General features: G+C 47.1%; 12 protein-coding genes. 8 read left to right on the forward strand and 4 right to left on the reverse strand.

Annotated elements, in window-relative coordinates:
* Positions 1–288: 288 nt before the first annotated feature.
* From H8K36_RS15035 to H8K36_RS15070, 8 genes are all read left to right on the forward strand, one after another.
* On the forward strand, positions 289–1,254 hold the full coding sequence (locus H8K36_RS15035; protein ID WP_230404674.1) for a KpsF/GutQ family sugar-phosphate isomerase: 966 nt from the start codon (positions 289–291) through the stop codon (positions 1,252–1,254).
* Positions 1,254–1,808 (forward strand): KdsC family phosphatase, encoded by a 555-nt coding sequence (locus tag H8K36_RS15040; RefSeq protein WP_186917449.1) that lies wholly within the window; start codon positions 1,254–1,256, stop codon positions 1,806–1,808. The genes H8K36_RS15035 and H8K36_RS15040 overlap by 1 nt, the downstream gene beginning before the upstream one ends.
* The gene (lptC, locus tag H8K36_RS15045; RefSeq protein WP_186917448.1) at positions 1,720–2,409 is read left to right on the forward strand and encodes an LPS export ABC transporter periplasmic protein LptC; all 690 of its coding nucleotides are present in this window, start codon (positions 1,720–1,722) and stop codon (positions 2,407–2,409) included. Before H8K36_RS15040 ends, lptC begins: the two co-directional genes overlap by 89 nt.
* Positions 2,410–2,458: 49 nt before the next feature.
* Positions 2,459–3,046, forward strand: a complete 588-nt coding sequence (locus H8K36_RS15050; RefSeq protein ID WP_186917447.1) for an LptA/OstA family protein — start codon at positions 2,459–2,461, stop codon at positions 3,044–3,046.
* A 29-nt stretch (positions 3,047–3,075) separates the two neighbouring features.
* On the forward strand, positions 3,076–3,819 hold the full coding sequence (gene lptB / locus H8K36_RS15055) for an LPS export ABC transporter ATP-binding protein (protein WP_186917446.1): 744 nt from the start codon (positions 3,076–3,078) through the stop codon (positions 3,817–3,819).
* A gap of 27 nt (positions 3,820–3,846) precedes the next feature.
* Positions 3,847–5,340 carry an RNA polymerase factor sigma-54 gene (locus H8K36_RS15060; protein WP_186917445.1) on the forward strand — a complete coding sequence of 498 codons (1,494 nt, stop codon included), beginning with the start codon at positions 3,847–3,849 and terminating at the stop codon, positions 5,338–5,340.
* Between the two features lie 131 nt (positions 5,341–5,471).
* Positions 5,472–5,816 carry a ribosome hibernation-promoting factor, HPF/YfiA family gene (gene hpf / locus H8K36_RS15065; protein ID WP_186917444.1) on the forward strand — a complete coding sequence of 115 codons (345 nt, stop codon included), beginning with the start codon at positions 5,472–5,474 and terminating at the stop codon, positions 5,814–5,816.
* Between the two features lie 184 nt (positions 5,817–6,000).
* Positions 6,001–7,092: an enoyl-CoA hydratase/isomerase family protein gene (locus H8K36_RS15070; RefSeq protein ID WP_186917443.1), complete on the forward strand. Its 1,092-nt coding sequence runs from the start codon at positions 6,001–6,003 to the stop codon at positions 7,090–7,092.
* Positions 7,093–7,155: 63 nt separating this feature from the next.
* Here H8K36_RS15070 and H8K36_RS15075 read toward each other — a convergent pair whose 3' ends face one another.
* The 4 genes from H8K36_RS15075 to H8K36_RS15090 are packed head-to-tail and all read right to left on the reverse strand — an operon-like array spanning position 7,156 to position 12,926.
* On the reverse strand, positions 7,156–7,848 hold the full coding sequence (locus tag H8K36_RS15075) for a DUF4197 domain-containing protein (protein WP_230404680.1): 693 nt from the start codon (positions 7,846–7,848) through the stop codon (positions 7,156–7,158).
* 43 nt (positions 7,849–7,891) lie between these two features.
* On the reverse strand, positions 7,892–9,052 hold the full coding sequence (locus H8K36_RS15080; RefSeq protein WP_186917441.1) for a deoxyguanosinetriphosphate triphosphohydrolase: 1,161 nt from the start codon (positions 9,050–9,052) through the stop codon (positions 7,892–7,894).
* Positions 9,053–9,062: 10 nt separating this feature from the next.
* Positions 9,063–10,739: a bifunctional shikimate kinase/3-dehydroquinate synthase AroKB gene (aroKB, locus tag H8K36_RS15085; protein ID WP_186917440.1), complete on the reverse strand. Its 1,677-nt coding sequence runs from the start codon at positions 10,737–10,739 to the stop codon at positions 9,063–9,065.
* 30 nt (positions 10,740–10,769) lie between these two features.
* Positions 10,770–12,926, reverse strand: coding sequence for a beta strand repeat-containing protein (locus H8K36_RS15090; RefSeq protein WP_186917439.1), 2,157 nt, complete (start codon positions 12,924–12,926; stop codon positions 10,770–10,772).
* Positions 12,927–12,956: the final 30 nt, after the last annotated feature.

The raw sequence follows: 12,956 nt of genomic DNA on the forward strand, positions 1-12,956 counted from the left end.
AAACCGCACAGACACGAGAGCGTCGGCTCGTTGAGTATCAGGTATGATTTTCAAATTGACAAGGCAAAGTAAATTTCCTTCCGATAAACGGCACAAAAGTGTCGCAAAATTCTCATTCCGCCCATTGAGCATATAGAATCTTCATGTAGTTTTCGCTTTTCCTCGACGCGAGAATTTTCTGGCAGGGTTCTTGCTTTGCCGTATTTAGTTTATACTTTGGGCATGAGAACATTAAACATTCACTCCCCTTCCCCTGTCGAATTGGACGAGGCCAACGCGAAGCATGCCATGCAACTCGCGACAGATACTTTGCAAATCGAAGCTGACGCCATACTCAGCCTCAAGCAAAGGCTAAATGGCAGCGACGCGCAGGCATTCACTTCTGCGATGAGCTTCATTTTGAGCTGTAGCGGGAGAGTTGTCGTTTCTGGTATTGGCAAGTCCGGTCACATCGCTAGGAAGATGGCTGCGACATTCGCGTCAACCGGTACGCCCTCATTTTTCGTCCATCCAGCCGAGGCTGCCCACGGTGACCTAGGGATGGTGACGCCAGAAGACGTCTTAATTGCCATTTCTTACTCGGGTGAAGCCGGTGAACTTATCGCGATTTTACCTATCGTTAAACGTCTAGGCGTGAAATTGATCGCCATGACGGGCAGCCCACAGTCGACTTTGGCCAAACTTGCCGATATTCATTTGAGCGTGCACGTTGAGAAAGAGGCCTGTCCTCTGAATTTAGCGCCAACAGCAAGTACTACAGTGACTTTGGCGCTCGGTGACGCGCTCGCTGTGGCAGTTCTTGACGCTCGTGGATTCAAAGAAGAAGACTTTGCCCGCTCTCATCCTGGTGGCGCCTTAGGTCGCCGCTTGCTCACGCACGTCAAAGACATCATGCGCAGTGGGAATGCTATTCCCCAAGTTAAAGCAGACACCAAGCTCACTTCCGCGCTATTAGAAATCACACAAAAAGGCATGGCGATGACTGCCGTCGTCGATGCTGAACAACGAATTCTTGGTGTCTTCACCGATGGCGATCTACGCCGTCTGATGGAGAAGCAATTGAATTTCAGCGAACTATCGATTGGCGAAGTAATGGGCAAACAACCTCGCACCGTCCGCCCCGAACAACTCGCTGTAGAAGCCGTGGAAGTGATGGAAACACATCGCATTAACCAATTACTGGTTGCAGATGAAGAAGGCAAACTCGTAGGCGCCTTACATATTCATGATCTTACTCGCGCCAAGGTGATTTAATGACAGCGTCGATCGAACAAGCAAAAGCTAAAGCCGCACGTGTACGGCTGATGATTTTCGACGTCGATGGTATTTTGACCGATGGCAGTTTGCACTTTAATGCTGACGGCGAGGTCATGAAAACCTTCAATGTTTTGGATGGCCAAGGTATTAAGTTATTGCAAAATGCAGGAATCGCTACCGCGATCATCAGTGCGCGTAAGTCGGCCATCGTCAGCAAGCGTGGCACCGATCTTGGCATCCAACACATACTTCAAGGCATTCACGACAAAAAATCAGCCTTCCTACAACTCACAGAAGAGCTAGGAATACCCCACGATGAATGTGGCTTCATTGGTGATGATGTCATTGATCTCCCAATTTTATTGCGTGCCGGTTTTGCTGCGAGCGTTCCAAATGGTCATGCTGAAGTGAGGTCCCGTGTAGATTACATCACACAAGCTGGTGGTGGCCGTGGCGCAGCTCGTGAAATTTGCGATTTCATCTTGCGAGCACAAGACAAATATTTGTCGGCAATCGCCCCTTTCTTGGAAGACCCCACTGATGACCGCTGATCGCATTCGAGTCTGGCTCATGGTAGGTCTGCTTGGCCTGGTCATGCTCGGCTCTTTTTGGGTGTATGAAGTAATGCGTCGTAATAGCGAAGAGCAAGCAAGTAGTAGCCGCATTAGAACCGAGCCCGATTATTTTGTTGAACATTTTAATTTTGTTCGCCTCTCACAAAGTGGCAATACAAATTATCGCGTCACGGGAGAGAAACTTACTCACTTTCCTCAAGAAGACGAATTTGAAATCGCCCAGCCTCGCATTATTGGTGTTGATCAAGAAAAAACACCCATGAATATCCGTGCCGACCGCGCGGTGGTAAAGCAGAAAATTCAAGAGAAATCTGGTGGCCCGATCGAAGATCAAATCGAGCTATATGATAACGTGAGTGTTGAACGTGCGCCGAGCAAAGTTGGCGTACCTGTGAAATTAGAAACAACGAAGCTCGTGCTCTATCCCGATACCGAGCGCATGAAAACGGATGCAGCCATCGCCATGACTACACCCAACGCGCACATTACTGCCACCGGAATGGAAGCAAACAACACCGATCAAACTGTAAAATTTTTGCATCAGTTACGCGTAAGCATAAAGAATAGAAAGAATTAAGTTGCCATTGTATTGTGCGACTCTGAAATCCCAATTAAGGATAAGACCCATGCCCAAGTATTTAATCGTATTGTTCTCGCTCGCTATTGGTGGAACGATTATCGTAGCGCCAGCGAAAGCAGAAAAGGCCGACAAATTTAAAGAAACAAAAGTATCAGGAATTGCTGGTGGCTATGACGCAATCAAGAACATTATTACCTTCGATAAAATCGAACTTACCCGTGGCACGCTCTACATTCGCGGCGAAAAAGGAACTGACATCACCATCGCAGTAAGCAAAGATCACCCTGAAGGTGGCGGTAGCACCGTGTTTACGGGAACTAGCGCCAACCCTGTTTTCTTTCGCCAAAAAAGAGATGGTGGTAGCGACTTATGGATAGAGGGAACAGCACAACGGGTTGAGTATAACAAGGCAAGCGAAGTCGTCTCCTTCCATGGCAATGCTGTCATTCGCTTCTTGGATCAACAAAAAGAAACGCGCAAACTGGAAGGTGAATTCTTTTCCTACGATAGCCCAAATGACTTCTTCAACATGGCAAACCAAACCAGCGGTAAGAGCTCACAAAACGGTGGTCGGGTAACGCTCACCCTTGAAGGTGTCAAAGCTAAGACCGAACCCAAACCCAATAAACCATAAATAATTTGCTTACTACGAAAATTCGCAATATGACAAGCACATTAGAAATTCAAGGTCTGCAAAAACGCTACGGCATGCGCCAAGTTGTGCGCGACGTTTCACTTGAAGTAAAGAGTGGTGAAGTGGTCGGACTGCTAGGCCCTAACGGTGCAGGTAAAACGACCTCGTTTTACATGATCGTTGGTTTGGTGCCCTCCGATGCTGGAAAGATTGATATTGACGGTACCGATATTTCTCGTCTGCCTATCCATCAACGGGCTCGTTTAGGTTTATCTTACCTGCCGCAAGAAGCTTCCGTGTTTCGAAAGCTATCAGTTGAAGACAATGTACGAGCAGTCTTAGAACTACAAGTCGATTCAGACGGAAGAGCCTTAAGCAAAGCGGACATTGACCAACGCCTCAACACGCTACTAAGCGAACTACAAATTGACGGTTTGCGCGAAAGTCCTGCGCGAGCGCTATCGGGAGGTGAACGTCGACGAGTTGAGATTGCGCGTGCACTTGCGACCAATCCGCGCTTTGTTTTACTAGACGAACCATTTGCTGGCGTTGATCCAATCGCTGTGATTGAGATTCAACGAATTGTTCGCTTCCTCAAAGAACGTGATATTGGCGTCTTAATTACCGACCATAATGTACGGGAGACTCTGGGCATTTGTGATCATGCCTATATCATTAATCAAGGCTCCGTGCTCGCCAGTGGGCGCCCTGACGAAATCATTACGAATGAGACTGTCAGACGTGTGTATTTGGGTGAACATTTCCGCATGTAAGCGTTTCCAAATTGGACCAGCCTCAGCATGAAGCAAAGCTTACAACTCCGCACCTCGCAACATCTAGCATTGACCCCGCAATTGCAGCAGTCGATACGACTACTGCAATTGTCCACGCTAGAGTTGCATCAGGAACTGGAAACGCTACTGATTGAAAATCCTTTACTTGAGCGCGTCGACGATGCGCTCGATAGTGCAGTGCGTCTGCTCGCTGATGGAACAATCAATAACGCGACACAGCAAACTGAATCTGAGTTCGCCGTACCGGAAAAATCAAGCCAAGACTCTGAAGAAGCTAGCCCCAAAGCCGAAAGCGGCGAAGCCAATGCAGAGGTTGAACATACACCAAGCGCAGATGAAGATTGGAGCTTCGAAGAAGGTCCCAGTAGCGGCTCTAAGTCGAATGATGAAGAAGATGGACGCCCGCAACTTGAAGCTGCACAGATGTCGTTGCGCGACTACCTATTGGAGCAAATGCGCCTCACCGTTCGTGAAGGTCGCGATCGCGCCTTAATTGAACTCATTATCGATGCGATCGACGACAACGGCTATTTGTGCGAAGCGCTCGAAGAGATTCATGGAAGTTTGCCCATTGATCTTTGTGTAGAGATGGAAGAACTGCAGTTCGCCTTGAACATGGTGCAAAGCTTCGAGCCTGAGGGCGTTGGTGCCCGCGATACCGCCGAATGTCTTGCGATTCAAATCAAGCGGCTACCTAAAGTTGCCTTTGTCACACGACGTTTAGCGCTACAAATTGTTGAGACTTATCTACCGCTATTTGCACAACGCGACTTCACAAAATTGCGTAAATTGTTGCAATGCGACGACGAAGATTTACGCGACGCACAAACGGTTATTCGGCAATGTAATCCCAAGCCCGGCTTGGCCTTTTCCGAAGGTAAATCGGACTATGTGGTGCCCGATGTCGTAGTCAAAAAAATTGGTGACGAATGGCAGGTGATGCTTAATCGTGATGTGATGCCGCGCCTTCGCGTCAATCAACTCTACGCGAACTTAATGAAGCAACAACGTGGCGATGCTAGCTTGAGCCCACAGCTGCAGGAAGCACGTTGGCTGATCAAAAACATGCGCCAACGTTTCGATACGATTTTGCGCGTTGCACAAGCCATAGTCGAAAGACAATACAATTTTTTCACGCATGGTGCTGTTGCAATGAGACCCCTTGTTTTACGCGAAATAGCTGATACACTGGGATTACACGAGAGCACTATTTCTCGCGTAACGACTCAAAAATACATGCTCACACCGCATGGCATGTTTGAGTTGAAGTACTTTTTCGGTAGTCATGTCGCCACTGACGCAGGAGGAGAAGCATCCTCCACGGCGATACGGGCTCTGATCAAACAATTAATAGGAGAAGAAGACCAGAAGAAACCTCTCTCGGATAGCAAGATCGCCGACATATTGGGAGAACAAGGCATGGTCATCGCTCGGCGTACTGTCGCTAAGTATCGCGAGGCTCTGAAAATTCCCCCCGTCAGTCTGCGAAAATCTTTATAAACCAGTTCTTGATTTATTGCTTTCTAACGTTATATATGATTTAGCTCAAAACCAAGTTGTACCAATGAGCGATTGTTGTAATGGGTTTTACTAGTTAGCAAATAAAAGCAATATCACCATAGGAGCGCAGTATGAATCTCACCATCAGTGGACACCACGTCGAAGTAACTCCTGCAATTCGTGAATATGTACAAGGCAAGTTAGAGCGGGTAAGACGACACTTCGATCAAGTCATTGATATCGCCGTCATTCTGACGGTTGATAAGCTCCGAGAAAAGGACAAACGTCACAAAGCCGATATCAATTTACATCTGAGCGGCAAAGATATTCACGTCGAAAGTCTGGCACATGATCTGTATGCAGCTATCGACGCACTGATCGACAAACTCGATCGTCAAGTCATCAAACATAAGGACAAGATTCAAGACCATCAACACGATGCGATTAAACACATGCCAGACCCAGCGTCGGTATAAGATGATCTAACAACGCATTCAGGTAATGCTAAGCCCCCTTATTTAGGGGGCATTTTTTTGCCCTTTTTTCCCTCAATCGCCTACTTTACTTTTCTATTTCTTGTGACAGTCTTATCTGTTTATCAAAGATCGTCTAAAGCCAACAGGTTACAATAGTGACCATCGCAATTCATTAAAAAACACCATGGATAACTTTGTTCTCACCGATATCAAAAATGGTATTGGCTTCATTACACTCGACCGCCCTAAGGCACTCAACTCACTCTCATTGGAGATGGTTCGTAGTCTCACTGCAACCTTACGTGCATGGCACAATAACCCTAACGTCCGCGCGGTGTTCATTTATAGCAGTAGTGAAAAAGCATTTTGCGCTGGCGGCGATATCCGATTCTTCTATGACGTTGGCACCAAAACGCCAATGCAAGATAGCGCATTGCTCGAAGATTTTTTTTCTGAAGAGTATGCACTTAATCACCTCATCCACTTTTACCCCAAGCCCTACATCGCCTTAATGAATGGCGTAGTCATGGGGGGTGGTATGGGCATTGCGCAATCTGGTGTTGCGAGCCGTCTACGTATCGTCACTGAACGTACAAAGATGGCCATGCCCGAGGTGAACATCGGGCTTTTCCCCGATGTTGGAGGTGGTTACTTCTTAAATCACACGCCAGGAGAAATTGGTACCTACCTCGGATTAACTGGTGAAGTGATCAGCGCAGCAGATGCGATCTATGCGAATCTCGCTGACGTGTTTATCCCGACATCCGAACTCGACAATTTGATGTCCTTACTATCGACCACGTCGGAAGCGGATGTGCGTGTCGCGATTCGTGATTTTGCCCAACAATTTACAGCCCAAATCGACCCAGCAAGTTCAAAACTTGCCTCGCAACGCGCCGCAATTGACCAGCATTTTCAAGGCAATCAATTACACCGTATTTGTGAATCCTTAGCGCAAGATACTTCAACATTTGCTACCGATACTGTTGCGATTATGGCGAAACGCTCGCCGTTACTGATGGCTGTGACCTTGGAACAATTACGTCTGTGCGCGCAGAAATCTGTGGCTGAATGCTTGCGTATAGAGCGCACGATGGTCCGTCATTGCTTTAAACACGGCGAGGTGCTCGAAGGTGTTCGCGCTTTAGTCGTCGATAAAGACAATTTGCCGAAATGGTCTCCTGCGTCGATTGCTGAAGTGACAGAAGTGATGGTAAGTAGTTTCTTCGCACCAGTGTGGCCTGACTATGCGCACCCATTAGCGCACTTACCTTAGATCAAACGTTTGAACCAAAAAAAAGGGAGCAAAAAGCTCCCTTTTTTTGGTTTAGTTGACGACCTACTTAAGCAAACCAAAAACCTTACCAATAATTTTGCTACCAGTACCAATTGGATCTTTGCGTATTGCTTTTTCTTCTTCACCTATCATGAAGTACAAAGCATCGACAGCGCGCCCAGTTACGTAGCCTTCCACGGTCGCTTCTTGTTCAGGAATCGCACCTAATTTCTTGGCCTTGCCCATTACCGCATTGTACTTTGCTGACAAACCCGCTTTATCGGTTACCCCCTTCACCAAGGGTAGAAATTTGGTGTTCAATGGCGTCGATGTTTTTTCTCTAAAAAATTGAGTTACTGAGGTTTCACCGCCATTCAGGATATTCTTAGCATCCGTCACCGTCATCGACTTTACTGCATCAAGGAGCAAAGGTTTCGCCATTGGCACTGCCGACTCCGCAGCGCGATTCATCGACAACACGAGCTCATCAAGTTGTTTGCTTTGCCCACTTAACTTCAACAAAGGTTTGGCTTTTTCCAAGATCGACGGCAATTGAATTTTGACTTTTTCGTTTGCCAAGAAGCCATCTTGAATACCGAGTTTCCCTAAAGCCGCATTCGCACCTTGTTCGAGTGCCGCTTTCAAGCCGGCATTCGCATCTTGATTACTCAACTGAGATAAATCAACAGCTTGCGCAGTACTTAAATTTAAGCTTAAAGCGAATATCGCTGCCATTTGCCAACATAATTTTTGCATAGATACTTTCATCGTTTATTTTGAATGTGGGTCAGAGCCACGCTTACACTTCTTCGATCTGGAATAATCGACGATGCTCACGCATCGCATACCTATCAGTCATACCGGCAATATAATCAGCGATACGACGCGCTTGCCTTACTTCTCTACTCTCATCATCGCCACCACTATACTGCGCGGTCACTTGATAATCTGGCGGTAGCAATCCTGGCTCGTCCATCATCAAATTAAATAAATCACGAACCGTATTTTTCGCCTTATTGCTCATACGATTCACTTGATAGTGACGATACAAATGCTGAAATAGGAATTGCTTCAACAACTTCGCATCCTTGTACATTGCATCAGAAAAAGAAATCATCGCAGGCATATTGCGGACGTCCTCAATTGAGGTCGGCGCGAGTTCCAAAATGCGTGCCTCGGAGGTATGAATTAAGTCTGAAATCAGTGCATTGATCATACGCCTTATGGTCTCCGATATCGCACGGCGACCACTAATGCCTGGGTAGACGGCCTCCACCTCATGTCTAAAGCGCGCGAAAAAATCGACCTCCATCATCTGCGTTTCCGTCAGCAAACCCGAGCGCAATCCATCATCGATGTCGTGATTGTTGTAGGCGATTTCATCAGCAAGATTGGTTAATTGTGCTTCCAAGCTTGGCTGGCGTTTCAAAAGAAACCGTTCACCTAAGTCACCTAAGTTTTTTGCATTATTGAGCGAACAGTGTTTGAGTATGCCTTCACGCGATTCAAAGCTTAAATTCAATCCTTCAAAGGCGGCATAGCGTTCTTCTAAGGCATCAACCACACGCAAGCTTTGTAGATTGTGCTCGAAGCCACCATAGTCTTTCATGCAGGCGTTAAGCGCATCTTGGCCAGCATGGCCAAATGGCGTATGGCCAAGGTCATGTGCTAAAGAGATTGCTTCAACTAAGTCTTCATTCAAACGCAGATTTCGAGCGATGGAGCGTGCGATCTGCGCCACTTCAATGCTGTGAGTGAGTCGCGTACGAAATAAATCCCCCTCGTGATTGACGAAGACTTGTGTTTTATATTCGAGTCGTCGAAATGCCGTACTGTGAATGATACGATCGCGGTCACGTTGAAACTCAGATCGAGAAGCGGGAGCGGGTTCGTGAAAACGCCGCCCCTTAGACCGTGCAGACTGTGCAGCATAAGGAGCGAGATGCGAATCAGCGAACATGAATTTCTTTCTAGACTTGAATACAAGCTCGCAGGGTTGCGAGTAGACTTTCTTTCGGCACAGAGGTAATCACACTAGTTCCGAGAGGTTTCAATAGGATGAACTTAATCTGCCCACCCTCATTTTTCTTGTCGACTTCCATCAGGTCTAACCAAGTAGACTCACCCAAGTCAGGAGCGACTATGGGCAGCCCCGCTGCTTCGACCAATCGAGTAATTCTAGTCTTGGTGACGAAGTCAATGTAGCCTAAGCGATGTGACAAATCTGCTGCCATCACCATCCCACATCCGACCGCTTCTCCATGCAACCAAGTGCCGTAACCAAGGCCTGATTCAATCGCATGTCCAAATGTATGTCCGAAATTCAAGATGGCACGCAGGCCACCTTCTCGCTCATCTTGTTTAACCACATTGGCTTTGATTTCACATGAACGCAAGACTGCGTAACTCAGCGCCTCGGAATCTCGTTGTCGTAATTTTTCGATATTGGCTTCTATCCAATCGAAGAATTTCGCGTCGATAATGGCCCCATGCTTGATCACCTCTGCCAAACCCGCGGACAATTCTTGATCAGTTAAGGTCGAGAGCGCCGAGATATCAGCGATCACCGCTTGTGGCTGATAAAACGCGCCTATCATATTCTTACCCAGCGGATGATTGATGCCTGTCTTGCCCCCGACTGAAGAATCAACTTGGGCTAACAAGGTCGTTGGGATCTGTACGAAAGGAATACCGCGCATATATGCAGAAGCAGCAAACCCTGTCATGTCACCGATCACACCGCCGCCTAAGGCAATCAAGGCTGTTTTACGGTCGCATTTCTTTTGTAGCAGTTCATCAAAAATCAGCATCAAGCTTTGCCAATTTTTTTTATCTTCGCCATCCGGTAAGACGATTGCATCAACTTGCTTGCCAAGGCTAAGCAATTGAGCACGCAGGTTTTCTAAATACAAAGGTGCCACGACATCATTGGTGACGATGACCACCCACTTTGCTTTTATTCTTTGTTCCAGTAACTTGGCGTTACTGAGTAGTGACTCACCAATACTAATCGGATAGCTACGATCGCCTAAGTCAACTTGTAGTGTTTTGTACTGCCCTGGTTCGTGTTCCATAGTTTGATTTGATACCGACGGAAGATTCGCGGCGATAATTTCTGCTGTTTGAGCGACATTTTGTGGTTTAGGCAATTTATCGACTATGGTTTGTACCAAGGTTTGCAATTGGGGTTGCCCAGTTTCGATGATCATATGGGCTACTTCTCGATACAGCGGATCACGCTGTTGTTCGAGTTCTTCTAATTTTTTACGTGGATCAACTGTACGCAGTAATGGGCGTTTCTTATCGTGTCGCGTACGATGCAAAATGCTGCCAATACTTGCCTTCAGATAGACAACAGTTCCATGTTGATGGAGTAACTCGCGGCTTTTGGGATTGAGCACCGCCCCGCCACCTGTAGCAAGCACGATGTCTTGTTGCTGACAAAGATCGCGAATAACATCAGCTTCACGCTGACGAAAACTCGCTTCACCTTCAATATCAAAAATCACTGAGATAGTGACGCCTGTGCGCGCCTCTATCTCATGATCTGAATCTACAAAACGTTTGTTGAGTTTTTTTGCGAGGGCTCTGCCAACTGTCGTCTTGCCAGAGCCCATCAGTCCTACTAAATAGATATTACTTGTCACACAATTTCACTTAAATCAATATGGATTAGCTTAGTTACCGCACTTATCAGTACCAATGCCTTTCGCGTTATCCTTAAGCGTCAAAGTTGCAGTTGCCGAAGCACCCAAACTATCGATCACTGTGATTGTCATATCGTAAGTACCACCAATGAGGATAGTTCCTCCTGTGTCTTTTACAGTGACGCAGCGTGTACTATTCGAACCCAGACCAATCGTCAACGCAGTGCCGCTTGTGCCTTGCGTTATCGTTCCTGATGGTACAGAGGACAGTGTCAAATCACTAGTGAACGCACGATAAGGGCCAGTTCCACCATAAATCGTAAGTTCGATGGAATTCGTACTATCTTCACCTACGGTTAAGGCGGATGGTGAAATTCTCAACTGAGATGCAGCAGCATTCGCTGTGATTGTAATTTTCTTCGTTTGACCCTGTTTATCTGTGACTGTTACCACCGTTGAGCCTTGATTCAACAATTTAGCTGTGAACGCACCGCCATTCAACGTAACAGTCGCAATACTTGGATTGTTATTCAAAATCGTGTACGGCGCTGAACCACCGGAGATATTGAAGGATAAAGTGTCGCCAACTGCACCTGTAGAGTCGCCTGGCAACACATCAACGGGAGTTTGCGCAGCGCCAGATATGGTGGCAGCAACCGTGGTGGAAGCGCCGACTGAATCTCGGATCACAATACTTGCCGTTCCCACATTTGCACCCGTCACTGTATAGCTCGAACCAGTCACAAGAACAGTCGCGGCTCCGGAGTTGCTGCTGGTGACGGTGTATGGAGCAGTACCACCACCAATTGAGTACGTAACCGTCGAGCCAGAAATAATCGTCACAGCTGAAGGCGCTGATGTGAACAAAGGAATCGATGCGCCAGCCCCTACTGTCACGTTGATTGTCAATGTTGCACCAACGGAATCAGTGATCACAATCTTAGTTGTACCGCTACCAACCGTAGTCAAGCTGAGAGTGCTTCCTGCAATAGCTGCAGTGGCCACATTTGAGCTACTGCTGCTGACGAAATACGGTGCACGACCACCACCGACATTGAAAGTTGGTGAAGAGCCTGGCGTCACAATGATATCGCTAGCCGCAGTTGAGTACAAAGGTGTTGGAGTGCCGCTACCTACCGTCACATTGATTGTCAAACTTCCTGTCGTAGAGTCACGTACGATCACTGTTGCGGATCCAGTTGCTACACCAGTGATGATTAAATCACTACCAATGATCGTTGCGGTGGCAACAGAAGTATTGCTACTTCCGACACTATAAATTGTCGTTCCACCACCAACTTTGTAAATGCCAGACCCACCGATGTTTAACGTAACTGTCGAAGCTGCAGTTGAATACAGTGCATCATTGGTACCTACTGTAACGCTAATTGAAATTTCTTTACCCAAAGTATCTTTAACGGTAACGGTAGCCTTACCACCTGTCTTGCCAGTAATAACAAACTGATTCGAACTAGACTGGCCGATCGTTGCTACAGTATTGTCACTGCTAGAGACAGAATATTGTTCACTTCCACCGCCAATTGAATAGACAGCTGAGCTGGATCCTACCGCAACGGTGACTGATGCGGGTGCGGTTGTGAAGAGGTTGATACCACTTCCAACTGTGACCTCAATACGCTTGAATGCACCGAGTGAATCTGTGATCGAGACTGTAGCTTGGCCTGCAGAGACGCCAGTAATCGTAAATTGACTGCCATTTTGAGTCACTGAAACGATCTGACGATTTCCTGATGTGACGGTAAATACGCCACTACCGCCGCCAATTGTGTAAGCGTTACTTGTGCGCCCAATGCCGACCGACAAAGCCTCTGACGCCGTGGTGAACAATGGCACGCCAGTACTTGCCTGTACCGTGATAGAAACCTTGGCACCGGCACTGTCGGTTACTGTGATTGTTGCCGAGCCAGAACCAACTCCTTTAAGGGTTAGTACTTTACCACTTACTGATGCTACAACCACTCCGGAGTTCGAAGTTGCGGCATAACCCGGTACGCCACCACCGATATTGTAGGTTTGAACATCGCCAGCGACCAATACAATTTCCGAAGCAGCTGTCGTGAACAATGCAGTTCCGCTTGTATTACCAGCGGAACCACCCCCACCACCACAAGCTGACAACAACGAAATCGTCAGGATGGCAAAAATTGTGCGAAAGAACTTCGTCATGTAACACCTATTCAATTATTGATTAATTCA

Source organism: Affinundibacterium nitidum (assembly GCF_014284155.1).
In the GTDB taxonomy this organism is placed as follows: domain Bacteria; phylum Pseudomonadota; class Gammaproteobacteria; order Burkholderiales; family Burkholderiaceae_D; genus Undibacterium; species Undibacterium nitidum.